Source organism: Cobetia sp. PDI-12MA (assembly GCF_059507695.1).
In genome coordinates, this window is sequence record NZ_CM183351.1 from 1,611,424 (window position 1) to 1,627,068 (window position 15,645).

Annotated in this window: 14 protein-coding genes and 1 pseudogene; 4 read left to right on the forward strand and 11 right to left on the reverse strand. The window is 60.4% G+C overall.

Features of this window, described 5'->3' with window-relative positions; translation table 11 throughout:
- Positions 1-38 precede the first annotated feature (38 nt).
- Entirely contained in the window at positions 39-980 is a 942-nt protein-coding gene (locus AC5WNI_RS06950; RefSeq protein ID WP_495928974.1) for a LysR family transcriptional regulator, read from the reverse strand.
- A gap of 169 nt (positions 981-1,149) precedes the next feature.
- Here AC5WNI_RS06950 and AC5WNI_RS06955 point away from each other — a divergent pair, with 169 nt between their 5' ends.
- On the forward strand, positions 1,150-1,854 hold the full coding sequence (locus AC5WNI_RS06955) for an SDR family oxidoreductase (RefSeq protein WP_487886465.1): 705 nt from the start codon (positions 1,150-1,152) through the stop codon (positions 1,852-1,854).
- Between the two features lie 258 nt (positions 1,855-2,112).
- On the forward strand, positions 2,113-2,796 hold the full coding sequence (locus AC5WNI_RS06960; RefSeq protein ID WP_043332240.1) for a type 1 glutamine amidotransferase domain-containing protein: 684 nt from the start codon (positions 2,113-2,115) through the stop codon (positions 2,794-2,796).
- Positions 2,797-2,957: 161 nt separating this feature from the next.
- On the opposite strand, the gene AC5WNI_RS06965 is transcribed toward AC5WNI_RS06960, so the two are convergent.
- The 5 genes from AC5WNI_RS06965 to AC5WNI_RS06985 form a co-directional block, all read right to left on the reverse strand.
- Positions 2,958-4,013, reverse strand: a complete 1,056-nt coding sequence (locus AC5WNI_RS06965; RefSeq protein ID WP_368448806.1) for an ABC transporter substrate-binding protein — start codon at positions 4,011-4,013, stop codon at positions 2,958-2,960.
- 142 nt (positions 4,014-4,155) lie between these two features.
- Positions 4,156-6,351 carry a TonB-dependent siderophore receptor gene (locus AC5WNI_RS06970; protein WP_368448808.1) on the reverse strand — a complete coding sequence of 732 codons (2,196 nt, stop codon included), beginning with the start codon at positions 6,349-6,351 and terminating at the stop codon, positions 4,156-4,158.
- 381 nt (positions 6,352-6,732) lie between these two features.
- Positions 6,733-7,907, reverse strand: a protein-coding gene (locus AC5WNI_RS06975) for an IS3 family transposase (RefSeq protein ID WP_368448809.1) whose coding sequence is annotated in 2 segments (ribosomal slippage) — positions 6,733-7,652 and positions 7,652-7,907 — 1,176 coding nt in all. Because the reading frame shifts where the segments join, the coding sequence is not laid out codon by codon here.
- A gap of 216 nt (positions 7,908-8,123) precedes the next feature.
- Positions 8,124-8,537: a DUF6691 family protein gene (locus tag AC5WNI_RS06980; protein ID WP_131431856.1), complete on the reverse strand. Its 414-nt coding sequence runs from the start codon at positions 8,535-8,537 to the stop codon at positions 8,124-8,126.
- A complete protein-coding gene (locus tag AC5WNI_RS06985; RefSeq protein WP_368448811.1) occupies positions 8,534-8,992 on the reverse strand; it encodes a YeeE/YedE family protein in 459 nt (152 codons plus the stop codon). Before AC5WNI_RS06985 ends, AC5WNI_RS06980 begins: the two co-directional genes overlap by 4 nt.
- A 139-nt stretch (positions 8,993-9,131) precedes the next feature.
- Between AC5WNI_RS06985 and AC5WNI_RS06990 the strand changes: the two genes are divergently transcribed.
- Complete coding sequence (locus AC5WNI_RS06990; RefSeq protein WP_368448813.1) at positions 9,132-10,043, forward strand: LysR family transcriptional regulator; 912 nt, start codon at positions 9,132-9,134, stop codon at positions 10,041-10,043.
- Positions 10,044-10,185: 142 nt separating this feature from the next.
- Here AC5WNI_RS06990 and AC5WNI_RS06995 read toward each other — a convergent pair whose 3' ends face one another.
- The 5 genes and pseudogenes from AC5WNI_RS06995 to AC5WNI_RS07015 all read right to left on the reverse strand — a co-directional run bounded on the left by AC5WNI_RS06995 (position 10,186) and on the right by AC5WNI_RS07015 (position 14,493).
- Complete coding sequence (locus AC5WNI_RS06995; RefSeq protein WP_368448815.1) at positions 10,186-10,935, reverse strand: 2OG-Fe(II) oxygenase family protein; 750 nt, start codon at positions 10,933-10,935, stop codon at positions 10,186-10,188.
- Positions 10,936-11,182: 247 nt separating this feature from the next.
- A complete protein-coding gene (locus AC5WNI_RS07000) occupies positions 11,183-11,971 on the reverse strand; it encodes a CmcJ/NvfI family oxidoreductase (protein ID WP_368448817.1) in 789 nt (262 codons plus the stop codon).
- Positions 11,972-12,155: 184 nt separating this feature from the next.
- A complete protein-coding gene (locus tag AC5WNI_RS07005; RefSeq protein ID WP_043332225.1) occupies positions 12,156-12,476 on the reverse strand; it encodes a DMT family transporter in 321 nt (106 codons plus the stop codon).
- Positions 12,477-12,490: 14 nt separating this feature from the next.
- Positions 12,491-12,859, reverse strand: a complete 369-nt coding sequence (locus tag AC5WNI_RS07010; RefSeq protein WP_368448819.1) for a DMT family transporter — start codon at positions 12,857-12,859, stop codon at positions 12,491-12,493.
- 224 nt (positions 12,860-13,083) lie between these two features.
- Positions 13,084-14,493 (reverse strand): annotated as a pseudogene (locus AC5WNI_RS07015) (trimethylamine monooxygenase).
- 927 nt (positions 14,494-15,420) lie between these two features.
- On the opposite strand from AC5WNI_RS07015, the gene arfA reads away from it, so the two are divergent.
- Positions 15,421-15,600 carry an alternative ribosome rescue factor ArfA gene (arfA, locus tag AC5WNI_RS07020; RefSeq protein ID WP_368448821.1) on the forward strand — a complete coding sequence of 60 codons (180 nt, stop codon included), beginning with the start codon at positions 15,421-15,423 and terminating at the stop codon, positions 15,598-15,600.
- Positions 15,601-15,645: the final 45 nt, after the last annotated feature.

A 15,645-nucleotide genomic window follows, 5' to 3' on the forward strand; every position in this document is an offset into this window, starting at 1 on the left:
TTTTCGTTTCCGGGGGCTTGCGTACGCGTACCAGTGGCTCAGGACAGTACCTTCTGATCCTCTGCCAGACGCTGACAACACGCGATGATCTGCTCCCTGATCCAGCGGTGCGCCGGGTCCTTCTGATAGCGGCGATGCCAGCTCAGATGGAAGGGGAAGGCGGCCAAGGCCACGGGTGGCGGCACGAGAGTGACGGCGAACTGACGACAGAAATGCTGGCACAGTCCGGTGGGCAGGCTCGCGATCAACGGCGAGCGTTCCAGCAGAGAGGGCACGGCCATGAAGTAGGTGACCGCCAGGGCCACCTCACGCTTGAGCCCCTGACCCTCGAGCTGCTTGAAGATGCCGCTTTTCAGGCGGGCATGCGGTTGAACCAGCACATGGGCGTGGTGCTCGAAATCCGCCTTTGTCATGCGGCCTTCATCATCCAGACGCTCCAATAGCGGATGTCCGTTGCCGACCAAACAGTCGATGCCTTCCGTGATCACCTCCCTGACCACCAGATTCTCGGGCGGATCGACCTGACGCCCGAAGGCGAGGTCCGTCGTGCCGCTCATCACGCCGGCTTCGCTCATGTCCTGCGAGAGACGGCGCACCTGGAGGGTGATGCCCGGCGCCTGTTCACGCAGGATCGTCGCCAGTTGCGGCAGTATCAGTACCTCGAAGTAATCGTTGGCGGCGATCTCGAAATGACGGCTTTCGGTGGTGTGGTCGAAGTGCCGCTCGCTGTTGATCAGACCATCGAGGTCGGTCAGCGCCGCCTCGATGGTCGGGAACAGGTGGTCGGCCTTCTCGGTAGGGCGCATGCGCTGGCGGTCGCGGATGAACAGCGGATCATTGAACAGCTCGCGCAGCCTGGAGAGCGCCGCGCTCACCGAGGGCTGACTCAGGTGCAGACGCTCGCCGGCGCGCGTGACGTTCTGCTCGAGATACAGCGCATGGAAGGTGCGCAGGAGGTTGAGGTCGTAGTTGAGCTTCATGATGACTACCAGAGCAGGCGGAGTGTCGCGGCTGCACTCGGGCGAGTGAGCACTATTTGTCTGGATGATAGCAGCTATCTGTACTATCGATTATCACGATGGCAAGTTCAGGCGGTAGGGTAGTAATCAGAACACGACGAGTGATCCAAGCGACCCACAGGAGTGAGCCATGAGTGATGTGAAGCGGACGCAAGCCGAAGAGGAAAAGATCGTGCTGATCACCGGCGCCTCAAGCGGTATCGGTGAGGCCACCGCGCGCACACTGGTGAAGGCCGGGCACAAGGTCGTCGCGACCGCCCGTCGCAAGGAGCGTCTCGATGCGCTGGTCGAGGAACTGGGCAGCGACAAGGTGCTGGCGATTGCCGCCGATGCTACGGACTACGATCAGCTTGCCAAGGTCGTCGAGCAGGCCATCGCCCAGCATGGCCGTCTGGATGTGGCGTTCGCCAACGCCGGTACCGGCGTCAGCCAGGCAGGCACCGAGAACGGTGATCCCGAGGAGTGGAAGCGAGTCATCGACATCAACATCAATGCGCTGCTGTGGACCGCCCACGCGACCCTGCCGCACCTGAGAGAGAGCAAGGGCCACTTCATCCTCACCAGTTCCGTGGCCGGCCGCGCCAATCATGCGGGCTCTATTTACAGCTCCAGCAAGTGGTTTGCCTACGGCTTTGGCCAGAACCTGGCGATGGAAATGGCCGAGTGGCAAGGCCGCTGCACCACCATTACCCCAGGCATGGTCAATACCGCCTTCTTCGACCAGCCCAAGCCGGACAAGCTGGACCCGCAGGATGTGGCGGATGCCGTGCTCTACGCCATCAGTGCCTCGCCGCGAGCCAATATCCGCGAAGTGCATCTGATGCCGACCTATTGAGCCGGTTGCCGGCATGCGGGTTGGCGAGTGAATGGGTCGATGAGCACGCTGGTGCAAGATAACTAATTGTGTGTGCGATAGTGGCTATCCGGACTATCGATTATGACGATGGTGGCGTGAGCAGTAAGCTTCATTCAACACAGGGCGAGCATCACTTGGTGGCCATCACGTGGTGACCATAACGTGGTGAGCATCACGTCGCCGACATCTTTCGTGAAGTAACCGTTGCGGGCTATCCCGCACGTTGAGGAGAGCATCATGAGCAAGGTTCTGGTAGTAGTGACATCCCACGATACGCTGGGTGATACGGGCAAGAAGACAGGCTTCTGGCTGGAAGAGCTGGCGGCTCCCTACTATGTCATGAAGGACGCCGGCATCGAGGTGACGCTGGCCTCTCCCAAGGGCGGTCAACCGCCGCTGGATCCGGCCAGTGAGGCCGAGGACTTCCAGACCGACGCCACGCGTCGTTTCGATCAGGATGAGGCTGCCAAGCAAGACCTCGCCACCACCGCCGTGCTGGCGGATATGAAGGTCGAAGACTTCGACGCCATCTTCTACCCGGGTGGCCACGGCCCGCTGTGGGATCTGACCAACGACGCGGATTCCATCCGTCTGATCGAGCAGTTCCATGCGGCTGGCAAGCCGGTCAGCTCCGTCTGCCACGCCCCGGCAGTGCTGTTGAACGCCCGCAAGCCTGACGGCACTCCCTTCGTGGACGGCGTGCGTGTCACCGGCTTCACCAATGGTGAAGAAGAAGGCGTCGGCCTCACCAATGTTGTGCCGTTCCTGGTCGAAGATGCCCTGCAGCAGAAAGGCGGCATCTATGAGAAGAAGGCCGATTTCACCTCCTTCGCGATTCAGGATGGCCTGATCATCACCGGTCAGAATCCGATGTCCTCCGAAGGTGTTGCTGAGCTGCTTATCGACAGCCTCAAGAAGTAAATCGTGCTAGTTCAGGCAGCATGAAAAACCCCGCGACCGGGTCACCGGTCGCGGGGTTTTCGTCTTTCAGGTGGCGGGTCTCAGCTGCGCCCGTCTGGTTCTGTAGAATGAGTCAGTCGCCTGATTTAGTAGAATGAGTCAGTAGAACGAGCCAATCGCCATCAGCCATTCGAGGCTTTCGCTGCCCGCGCAAGCTGGGTTACGTAGGCATCGAGCACTTCCGGCATCGATAGCGGTGTCGGGTTGGCCGCCGTGCCCATCGGGTCATTCTCCAGCAGGATAACCCTGTCGTTGCTGAAGGTGGGCAGGTCATTGTCCGCGAGGTGCTGGTTGAGGCGTTCAATCAGCGCTTGGCCGCCATAGGTCAGGATGATATCGACGTCGGCCAACTCCGCCAGTTGTTGCGGGGGCACTCGCCCGCCAATCTTGCCGTCGCTGGCACTTGCCGTCACGAAGGACGGTGAGGTCATTCCCAGCTCGGTAAGAAAGCGTACCCGAGTATCGTTGTCGTTGTAGAAGGCGATCAGGGTCGGGTCTTCAGGGTCGATATAGCGCAGGGTGATGGCCGACTTGCCCTTGATCTCCGGGTGGGTGGCGATGTTATCGGCGACCTGTGCCTCGAGACGCTCGATCAGCGCTTCCCCTTCCGCGGCCATGCCCATGCCGGCACTGTCGAGGCGAATCATGTCGCGCCAGCTGGAAGACCAGCGCGGCCCCGGGCGCGCCACGACCGGCGCGATCTTGCTGAGCTTGGCGTAATCGTCTTCGCTCAATCCTGAATAGGCGGCGAGGATGACGTCCGGCTGGCTGGCGGCCACGGCATCGAAATCGAGGGTCTTGCCCTGATCGAAGAGATTGGCTGAGTCGGCCCCCAGCGCTTCCAGGCGCGCCTTGACCCACGGCATCATGCCGTCACCATCATCATCCCCGAAGTCCTGACGGGGGAAGCCGACCGGCACCACGCCCAGTGCCAACGGCACTTCATGATTGGCCCAGGCGACGGTGGCGATACGTTGCGGCTTGTTCTCGATGACGGTGGTACCGAAGGCATGTTCGATCGTGAGCGGATACTGCGCCGTTGCCTCGGCGGAGGCGGCAGATGATCTGGCAGATGATGTGTGCGCAGTCGCTGATTCGTGTGCCTGTACGGCAGGCGTGAAGCAGGCGGCCATGACGGTGGTCAGGCCGATGGCGCAGGAAAGTCGCGTGAGTCGCAAGGGAGACTCCTTGTGTGATCGGCTGGCGGCAGACGCCGCTGGCCAGAGATGAGATGACAGCCCCTGGCGGGGAGGGGCTGTCAGTGGTTTGGCAAGCGTTACGTGTGGAGACGAGTGTCCTGTCGACAGGGCGGGCCCGTGCTCAGAAGTCGTAGGTCATGCTCAGCAGCGCACTGCGCGGTGCGCCGTACAGGTACTGGCTGTAGAAGCCCTGCTGCGTGTAGTACTCCTCATCCAGGAGGTTGGACACGTTGAGCTGGGTGCTGAAGTTGTCATTGAAGCGATAGCGCGCCATGGCGTTGGCGAGGAAGACATCGCCCTGGCCGACCTTCTCGGTACCGCTGGGCGTGTCGGTATCCTTGTAGGTATCACCCTGCCAGGTGCCACCAGCGCCCAGCGTCAGACGCGACCAGTCGCCGGGCAGCTGCCAGGTGGCGTAGACCTTGGCCTGCTGGCGCGGATAGCTGGTATTGAGCTGGGTGCCATCAGAGTCCTCGGCGTCCACCAGTGCGTAGCTGGCGGAGAGATTGATGCCCGGCGCGATTTCACCGGCCACTTCCAGCTCGAAGCCTTCGACCACGGCGCCGTCGGACTCGGTGTAGGCCTGATCGGTGGTGCCGGCGACATAGACGCCTGGTATCTCGACGGCCAGATTGTCCTGCTCGCTGCGGAAGACGGCGAAGGACACGTCAGCGCGGTCTTCGAACAACGCCGCCTTCAGGCCCGCTTCATAGCTGGTGCCCTCGAGCGGGTCGAGCAGGGCGCCATCGGGGGCACGTTCGCTCTGGGTGTTGAAGATCTGCGTGTAGCTGGTATAGGCGGTGAGGTTGTCGGTAATGTCGACGATCAGGCCGGCATAGGGCGTGAACTCGTCGTTGTATTCATAGCTGCGTTCGCCACGGTAGTCCTGGTCGATCTCCCAGTCGGTCAGGCGGGCGCCGATGATCAGGTGCACGGGGTCGGCCAGCGAGAAGCGCGTCACGGCGTAGAAACCGCTCTGCTCGGTTTCGGTGTCGTCGGTCAGGCCCCATTCGCCCCATTCCGGCTCGGCCAGCGCCGGGTCATCGCGATCGGTGAAGCTGCCCAGCGCCGGCACGGCGCTCGCCGGGGTGCGGCTCCAGATCTCGTACTCTTCCTTGAGCTGCATGTAGCCAAAGCCCAGCTGGTGCTCACGACCGAGCAGCTCGAAGGGACCCTCGGCGCTCAGATTCAGGTTCTTCTGGGTGCGATCACCGCGATAGTCGACCAGATACGAGGTCGTCGGTACCTGACGATTGCTGTCGTAGTAGAGGATGCCATTGTCACGATCCACATAGCCGCCACGGTAGTTGTAGGTCAGCCCATAGTTGGCATCACCATGACTGTAGGCGGCGGTCGCCTTCCAGCCGTTGGCGAAGTAGTGGGTCAGGTCGGCGAAGCCGCGCGTGTTCTCGGTGAAGAAGTGCGCCCATTCGGTATTGTTGGCGACCGACTGGTCGAAGTCGGTGCGCGTGCCGTCGGTGTAGTAGAGCGGCACGCCCAGATAGGCGCCATCCTGGTCATAGCGCTGATACTCGACCCCGACGTTCAGCTCGGTGTCAGGCGTCAATTCGGCGGCGATCACCCCGTAGAGGGTCTCGCGGTCATTCTCGACATCATCCATGAAGCTGTCGGAGCGGTCCTTGGCGGCCACGAAGCGCACGCCAACCTTGCCGGCATCATCCAGCGGCGTGCTGACATCCACCACGCCACGTCGTCGGTCCCAGCTGCCGACAGCGCCTGTCACGCTGGCCGCGGCTTCGTCCAGCGGCTTCTTGCGCACGAAGTTGACGGTGGCGGACGGATCGCCGACGCCTGTCATCAGGCCGGTGGCCCCGCGGACTACCTCGACGCGATCATAGATGGCGGTGTCCCACTCGGCGTCGCCGAACGGCCAGAAGCTGCTGGTGTTGCTCTGTTGGCCATCGAACTGGAAATTGCGGATGGTATAGCCGCGCGACTGGAAGCTGGCGCGGGTACCGTCCAGGCGATTGGAGGACACGCCCGGCAGGCGGTTGATCGCCTCCGTGGTGCTGGTCAGCGCCTCATCATCCATCTGCTGGCGGGTCAGAAAGCTGACAGACTGGGGTGTCTCGCGTGGCGACAGGGTCAAGCCATTGGCGCTGGTGCTGGAGTCGACCGTATACGCCTGAGTCTCTTCCGTGGTGCCGCCTTGCGCCTCACCGACGATGGTCATCGCCTCAAGCGTGCGAGTCTCATCCGCAACGGCGGTGGCACTGAGCAGTGAAGAGGTCGCGAGCGCGATGGAGAGGGCAAGTGGCGAGCGAGTGAAACCTGGACGGCGGAGTGAGTGAGCCAAGACTGCGTTCCCTAGTTGTTTATAATAATCATTATTATTTACCCGCTGGCGGCACTTTTGCTTTGCGAAATGCCAGACATACTTTGCGGGATGCCAAGAATGAAGATTTCGGGGAACTTCATGAGCCCGGCATGGTGCTATCGGGCGATGGGGCTGATCACGTGGCAGGACAGAACCGCTACCCGCTGACATGTACGAGCCCCATATTCGGGCCGCGCGTTCGATATATTCAGGCCACGCACGCAAGCGTCATACCGAAACGCCCCGCGACCGTTCATCCGGTCGCGGGGCGTTTCGTTTCAGATCTGTCGCTCTTTGTCTTGTGGTTGTCCCGTCCTGAATATAGTTGACACGTTCTGACCTATCTTTAGGGTGTAGTGGTCAAGTGCTTTTGGCCACCGAGCTTTGAGCATTCCAGTAGTTCTTTTCTGCCAAATTCGGCGGTATCCCATCGTTATGCTTGTGCGGCCGGAGGCTGCTGTAGTAACCGATCATATAATCAGTGACAGATCGCTTCGCCGCAGCAACATCGGGATAGCCGATCTCTGGTATCCATTCCGTTTTCAGGCTTCTGAAGAAGCGCTCTGTTGGGGCATTGTCCCAGCCATTGCCACGGCGACTGAGACTCAGTGTCATTCGGTAGCGCCAGAGCATCTGCCGGAATGCCCGGCTGGTGTACTGGCAACCCTGATCCGAATGAAACAGGATATTCCGTGGCTCTCCACGCGATTCGTAGGCCATGGTCAGCGCTTTCTTTACCAGCTCCGTGTTCGGCGATAGGGACAATGCCCACCCCACGGGTTTACGAGCATACAAGTCGATGACCACTGCCAGATAAGCCCAGCGTGCCCCTGTCCAAATATAGGTAATGTCGCCGGTCCATACCTGATTGGGCTGCTTTACATCGAACTCCCGATCAAGAACATTCGGTATATCCAGGTGTGGCTGATCAGCCTTCTTGTAGGCGTGCCTCGGCGGCTGCGAACTCATCAGCCCCAGCTGCTTCATCCGCCTGCTGGCCCGATAACGACTCAACTGTATTCCTGCCTGCGTGACCATTTTTGCAATGCTACGAGCGCCGGCAGAGCCGTTACAGACGGTATGCGCCTCGGCAACCTGATCCAGCAGCTTCTGCTCAGTCTCACAAGGTCTTCTATCCCGACTACGCCAAGCCCGGTAGCTACTGCGATGCACCCCAAACACCTGACACAAGTGCTGCACCGCGTAGCTCTCTTCAAGTCGCTCGATTATCGAGAATTGCTCAGGGAGTCCGACATCAAGAGAGCGGTAGCCTTTTTTAATATTGCCTTCTCTTCTTCCACTCGCCGCAGCTTGCGCTTCAGTTCCTGGATCTCACGCTGTTCCGGCGTCAGAGCCTCACCTTTCAGCGGCGCCTTGCCTGCCCGCTCAGCGCGAAGCCTGCGAACCCAATATTCCATGGTGGATTTGCCAACCCCCATGGCCTCACACGCCGCCTTCTGCGTGTAGCCCTGGTCGACCACGAGCTGGGCCGCTTCCAAGCGAAATTCCGGGCTAAACGTTCTCTTCTTCGTCATCATCTGCACCTGATTGTCTCTGTGAGCCATCATACACTCAAAGTCAGGTGGCCAGATTCACTGTGCCACTACAGGTCCGTGAGTCGATTGATATCTATAACCAGGCACGGCCTCACTTGGCCTTGAAATACAAAACGCCCGATGCGGTGCATCGAGCGTTTTGAGTTCCCAAAGTGTCAACCTATTTCAGGACTAGACAGTCGCGTAGCGCTTGGGTCAGTGGCTGCGCGTCAGACGAGTGGCCAGCCACCAGCCCAGCAGCATCGTCACCAGAAAGCCCGCCAATGGCAGACTCATGGCGCTGCTGGAGACGATGGCAGGCCCGGGGCAGTAACCGCTTAGCCCCCAACCGATACCGAACAGGGCCGCGCCGAGCAGCAGGCGGCCATCGATATCGCGACGCGTGGGCAGCTGGAAGCGCTCGCCCAGCAGGGGAGTGCCACGCCGCCAGACGAGGCGATAGCCGAGGAAGGTGGTGATGACGGCGCCGCCCAACACGAAGATCAGCGTGGGGTCCCAGTCTCCGGCCACGTCGAGAAAGCCGACCACGCGCGCGGGGTCGGTCATGCCGCTGAGTGTCAGCCCGAGGCTGAAGACCAGCCCGGTAAGAAAGCCGATGACCGTTTTCATGGTGTCTCCCCCAGTAGATTTTGGCTCACGAACACCGTCAGCATGGCCACAGCCACGAACACCACTGTGGCTACCAGCGAGCGGGGGGAGAGACGCGCGATACCGCAGACGCCATGACCACTGGTACAGCCGCCGCCGATGCCTGTTCCGATACCCACCAGCAGACCGGCGAACATCATGCTCAGCACCCCGCTGGCGGGATTGCCGATCAGCGTATCCGTGCTTGCGGCCACATTGCCCCAGTCGAGATTGAGCAGCAAAAGCACCATCGGGCCGCTGATCAACCCGAGCACGAAGGCGAGACGCCAGCGGCGGTCCGGGCCTGGTTCCAGCAGCGCGCCGCGCGTGATGCCACTGATACCGGCGATACGTCCCAGAAAGGCCATCAGCATCACTGCCGAAAGACCGATCAGGACGCCACCGGCGAGTCCTTTCATGCTGCTTATCATGTCCATGTCGTTCATCCTCATGTCGCGATCATCCTGCGGTGCGTCGATGATATGCTCGTGGCTGGCGAGCGCCAACCGGCTGTCTGGCCACTTGGCTGTACGACAAGGACGCCGACCTTTCGATTGAGGGCACCGCAGGAGCACCATGAACGAACTGACCCAACGCCTGCGCACCTTTCTCAAGGTGGCGGAGCATCATAGTTTCAATGTAGCGGCGCGAGAGCTGGATATCGCCAGTTCCACGGCGACGCGTCACGTCAATCATCTGGAGCGCCAGCTGGGCGAGCCGCTGCTGGTGCGCACCACGCGCCATGTACGGCTGTCGCCGGCCGGCGAGCGCGCCCTGATCCGCTTTCGCGCCATTCTGGCCGAGGTGGACCAGCTGGAGGATGAGCTGGAGACGCTGAGTGAGCGGGTCGCGGGGCCGCTGCGCATCTCGGTGCCGTGGCGCTATTCACGTCTCTATCTGGCGCCGCTGGTGAGCGAGTTCATGCAGTGCTATCCCGAGGTGGCGCTGGATATCGTCAGCAGCGACCAGCGGGTGGACCTGGTCGAGGACCACTTCGACGTGGCCCTGCGCATCGGCCATCTGGAAGATTCGAGCCTGATCGCGCGCCATATCAGTGATCAGCGCTTCGTGCTGGCTGCCGCGCCGGCCTACCTCGCCGCCCAGCCACCTATCCATCAGCCACAGGACCTGGAGCAGCACCGTCTGCTGACCTTCAGCTATACCACCGCCAATCATCACTGGCGGCTGGTGCAGGGCGATCGGGAGCATCGCATCTCGGTGCGCGCCCGCGCGCTGCGCACCAACAATGCCGACATTCTCACCCAGGCGGCGCTTGGGGGTGCCGGTGTGGTGGTACAGCCGCTCTGGGCCATTCGAGAAGAGCTGGCAAGTGGCCGCCTGCTGCCGGTGCTGGAGGACTTTCAGGTCACCTCATCGGATTTCGACACCGGTATCCACGTCGTCTTCGCGCGCGAGAATCAGCACAACCCGCGCGTACGTGCCTGGGTCGACTTCCTGCTTGCCCGCCGCGAGCGGCTGTCCTGCTGACAAGCCTTCTGAATGGCACGCAGGAAAACACGAAGGGCCCGGTCTCGAGAGATCGGGCCCTTCGTGTTTTCAGGCTGCGCGCTGGGCACCTACCAGGCGGTACCTACCAAGCGGCGCCTAGCCACTGATGCTCAGGCAGCCATCAGTAGAGGATATCGCTGCGGATGATGTACTTGGCACCGTCGCGGATCGGCTCGCTGGCATGCACGCAGTGCTGCGGATGCGACCCATGCGGGAAGCACAGTACGCCGCCCTTGGGCGTGGAGACCGAGACCTTCTGGATATCATCCTGCGACTGGGCCGGCTTGCCTGGGTCACGACGGCTGACCAGAAACTCGGTGCGCCCGCCGGTATAGCCATCGCTGAGGAAGATGAGGAAGGTGTACTGGCTCATCAGGCCCGGATAGGCGTCCTGGACGATCTCGCCATTGATGACGCGACTGCCCGGCCAGGCACCATCGGTGTGCGGCTTGAAGAAGTCGCCGGCCTCGTAGCGATAGACACGAAAGCGCGCATTGATGCCCTTGGCGCCTTCGCCCTGGATCTGCTCGGTCACCAGCGGCGCCGAGCGCTGCCAGATGACCTGATCGACCGCTTCACTGACGACCCAGTTGACGTTGTGGTTGTGGCGTACCGACCGCGGCAGGGAGACGGGCGCATCTTCCTCGAAGCCCATTTCCTCCAGGGCGGCGACGAAGTTGTCGGCCTCGGCGGGTGTCAGCACATTGAGCAGCTGGAAGGCACCCGGGACTCCCTCGACTTCCTGACGGACCACCTCTGGTGTCGCGTCGGCCTCAAAGAGATCAGACACGTCGCCGTTGTCGGTCCAGATGGGCAGGGGCGTGGGAGAGAAGCCGCGTTCGTGGCGGACGACATGGAAAGACAAGCTCATGGCAAAGCTCCTGAATGACGAAGAATGTGTGACGAGAACCTGGTGGCCGCCAAGCGGTGGCCGCCAGGCCTGCAAGGAGGGAGGCCTGGACGACGGTCATCTGGCGGCGAGTGCCGATAAGGTCGTGAGAGCGGCGAGAGGGGTAGCTACCCGGATGGGCCAGGTGTCTGCCATCTCGACCGCGGCGCTCAGTCGCCACCGACCAGTCTTTATCGACCAGCTGTTATCACCCAGCGGCCGTGACACCTCAGTCGGGATAGCGGACCAATACCCGCGTCTCGAGACTGGTGCGTGTCGGCGCATCGTCGGGCGTATCGAGCAGCTCGGCCGCGGTATGCGCGACCGGCGGCTTGCCGGCGCTGTCGAAGGCATTGAAGACGATGGCTTCGTCGGGGCGCATCTCGGAGGCGAAGTACCAGCGGTGAGCCGGATTGTGCACGAGGCCCTGGATCTGGCCGCAGCGGTCCGGATAGAGAATGTCGATGTTGACCCAGTCCTCGTGTTGCACGCTCTGGGTATCGGCGAAGGCCAGCGGGTCACGTGCGACTGCCTGCTCGACCGGCTGCCAGACATTGACGATGCCGTAGTGGCCGCTCAGCCACTGCTCCGCCTGCTCGGGCGGGAGCAGGTCGCGCACGCGCTGCGGGCCAGAACGCGGCGAGTAGTCGACATGCACATGCTGCGCCGGCACGCGCTCACCCTCGAAGCCGCGCAGGGTGTGGTCGAACACCTGCACTTCACTGACGCCGAGCTGCTGCTTGAGCAATGCCTCGATGGCCGGTGTGTGCAGGCGATCGCGCACCTTGGCATCGCGTACATCGACGGCAAGCTCGGGTGTGTCGAGAAACAGTAGCCCCTGGCAGGCGAAGCTGGGCGGTGTGGCGCGCAGGTCCTGCAGCCTGACGCCGCGGCGGTCGTGCTCCGGCTCGATGCGGCGACCAGTCTCGCCGTTCGGGTCCACCTTGATCTGCAGGCCTTCTGGGCGGTCGAGCTGATAATTGACGAACGCCATGCGGGTAGGGACGGGCGCTGACATGAACGAGACCTCCTTCACGATGGGTTGTCAGAGGATGCCGCAGGGACAGGCACTCAGGCGGGTGCCTGCGGTGCCGAGTCCGGGAGGCTGGTTCACGAGGCTAGTGCACTGGCGCGGGCAGAAAAAGACGCCGGGCGGCAATTGGTTATTGCACAAATGGCAATAATCAGCCGCCGACCGATCCTCAATGCCCGCCGGACAGGTGCAGACCGGCGATGGACAGCACGATGACGCCGATGCAGGCCATGCGGCGAAACGAGAAGTGCTCGCGCCAGAACAACACGCCAATGATGGCGCTGACCACGGTCCCGATGCCGGAGAACACGGCGTAGGCGATGCCCAGACTGATGGTGTCCATGGCCAGATACAGCAGGCTCAAGGAGGAGCTGAAGCCCAGCGCGACCAGCAACACGCCCATGCGGCGATGCTGATTGGCGTACTGGTTGAAACCGGTGACGCCGACGACTTCACAGCAGCCGGCGGCGATCAGATAGACCCAATCCATGGCGTCACTCCTGGTCATTCACTGAGGGTGGTCTGCGGTGTGGCACTCGCGCGAGGCAGCTTGTCGGCAGGCGCGCTGGGAGCCGTCTTGAGCACGATGATGCCGATCAGCATCAGCACCACGAAGCCCAGCGTGGACCACTGGAATTCGAGATCGAAGAACAGCAGGTCAGCGACCACTGTCCCCACCGTGCCCAGGCCGACGAAGATGGCGTAGGTGGTGCTGGCGGGCAGTGTCTTGGCGATCTGGGTGACCAGACTCAGGCTGATGATGACCAGCAGCATCGTCAGTGCCCATTCCAGCGGGCTGTCGGCGACCTTCAGGCCCGTGGCCCAGCCGATTTCGCACAGGGTCGAGATCAGGAAGTAGAGCGCGATGCGCATGAAGATCGGGCGTCCTTGTGAAGTGTCGGGAAAATGAGGCGTTCAATCGCCAGCGAAAGACGTGCGTTGCATGAAAGCGGGGCTATATGAGTTTTTGTTGATGTTTAGATTCAGGAAAAGGCGGAGTTAGCCCCTCCGCCTGGTGCCTGGCAAGTCGTTGGTACAGCCTCGTCTGACTTGCCTCCCCGTGAACAGAAGCTCTTGCGAACAGTGACCAGAACGCGTCAGGAGACCAGCGGCGTAGTCGTCGCCTGAAGGTCTGATTCCGCTTCGGATGGCGTCTCGGCCCCGGCAGGCTGGGCCAGGTAGGCTTCCAGCGAGTCATCCATCGCTTCAAGCCACGGCGTGTGATGCTTGGGTACCAGGGTGCCGGTCATCAAGGAGCGATAGCCGTGATCGCGGAAGGTCATGATGTTCTCGTGCTTGTGATGCTCCCATTCCAGGAAGGTACGATTCACGCCATCGATATCGAAGCTCGGGTAGTCGGTCTCCTCGATCAGCGATTTCACGTAATCGCCCTGGAAGAGAATCATGTCCTCATCACTCTCCAGCGTTTCCTCGCGGGCACGCCACGCCAGACTGTCTTCACGCATCGCGTCCCGTGACGGCAGGGGCAGGGTGCCGAGAATCGCATCACGCACCCACCAGGCCTGGGCATCGAACATGTTGAAGGTGTACCACTGGTCCTGCATGCCGAGATAGAACAGGCGCGGATTCTCTTCCCACACCACCCCCTTGTAGAGCCCCAGCGGCCACATGCGGTTCTGGGTCTTGAGGCGCAGCGACTCCTCGAGGAACGGGAAGTGGTGCAGATAGCCGGTGCACAGGATGATGGCATCGACGCGCTTGTGGCTGCCGTCACTGAAATAGGCGGTATCGCGATCGACCTTCACCAGCAGCGGCTTCTCTTCCCAGTTATCCGGCCACTTGAAGCCCATCGGCGCGGTGCGATAGCTGGTGGTGATGCTGCGCGCACCATACTTGTAGCACTGTGAGCCGATGTCCTCGGCGGAATAGCTGCTGCCGAGCAACAGCAGGTCCTTGCCCTTGAATTCCAGTGCATCACGGAATTCATGGGCATGTAGAATGCGCCCATTGAAGTTCGAGAAACCGGGGAATTCCGGCACATTGGGCGTCGAGAAATGTCCGGAGGCCACGATGACGTGATCAAACTGCTCCTGAACGACCGTATCGGCCTGCAGGTCATGGACACTGACGGTAAATTGCTCGCGGGTGTCGTCAAAGCTGACGTGGCGCACCGGGCAGTTGAAGCGGATATACTTGCGCACGCCTGCCTTCTCGACCCGACCCTTGATGTAGTCGAAGATCACCGCACGTGGCGGGTACGAGGCGATCGGGTGACCGAAATGTTCCTCGAAGGAATAATCCGCGAATTCCAGGCACTCCTTGGGGCCATTGAACCACAGATAGCGGTACATGTTGCCATGAACGGGTTCGCCGTTCTGATCTAGACCGGTGCGCCAGCTTTAATTCCACAGGCCGCCCCAGTCGCTCTGCTTTTCAAAACAGACTATCTCGGGAATGTCGATACCCTTGTCAGCGGCAGATTGAAAGGCGCGCAGCTGTGCCAGGCCACTCGGCCCTGCGCCAATGATCGCAATGCGTTTTGTCATGGGTATTTCCTGTTGAGACTGTGATGAGGTGTCTTGTTCAGTGATTTTCGTGTTGCATCATGTCATGTTGACGACATGATTTTTCCTATGTAGTTGTTGCGATAATAATAAAGGTTATCCAGCGCAGGGTTGGCATGGAAAGGTGATGAGTCCACTGGAATAGCCGCCCGTCATTTCGCTGATCCTGAATGCGTAAGCCATATTTCTCTTGCCTTGATAGTAAGCTAGGGCTCGCGAAACGTGAGGTATCCTCGCAGAAATGATGCGCCATCTCAAATGTGACTCATTGATTCCTGGTAGGTAAAGTGTACGCGATAATGAGAATATTTAGACTTTGATTGTATAGTTTTTGAGAATGTGTCTTTTCATGGCGGCCATTGTTGATGAAGTGATCTATCGGCTGATGGCTAATGATTAGATTCTACAAAATTTTGATTTTAAAGGGTTTTTATATATTGTTTGTTGTTTGTCTTGATCTGTTCTGCCCTATTTTCTGTGTGGAAAGAAAAGAGGATTGCCGTATTGCAGTGCTGATTCGAAGGTGAATGCCTTTCTGTCTATTCAAGACGTGCTAACTCAAGCGGGTAGTGGAATGAAATGATCTATTGGTCAAGAAGATTGGCGCTCATGATTTGGAGGTCTGGGGTAAGTAGGGTGTGAGATAGATGGAAAATAGGGCAGGTTAGTGAGTGGTGTATGTATGAAGAAAGAACAGGGATCAGGAGGGAAAAGGGCGCCAGATTAGCAAATGATTCTCTCTGGAGGATTTGCTGGGGCGCTGAAGGATTTTCTAGTGGATCTGCTGGACTATTCGCAGAATATTCGCTCACCAGACCAACGATGAGGGGAGAGGCGAAGGTTGATCACTCTGCATGTCGAAAGGGCGTATACTGCTCAGGTGATGGAGAAGCTACAGGAGAAGACACCATGACTCACAAGCGCAAGGTGCAGGACAACGCGCTCAAGGCGGTGCTGCGTACCCCGATGTTCAAGCAACGCGTGGTAAAGGCGCGCAAGGGAAAGGGCAGCTATCAGCGCCAGGGCAAGTTGCAGGGAAACAGGGGCGGCAGTGAAGCGCCTTCAGTCAGTGTGCACCACGCTGCCTGAAGACGCTTCATTGGTGTGGTTTCCCACGACCTGACTTGCATCACT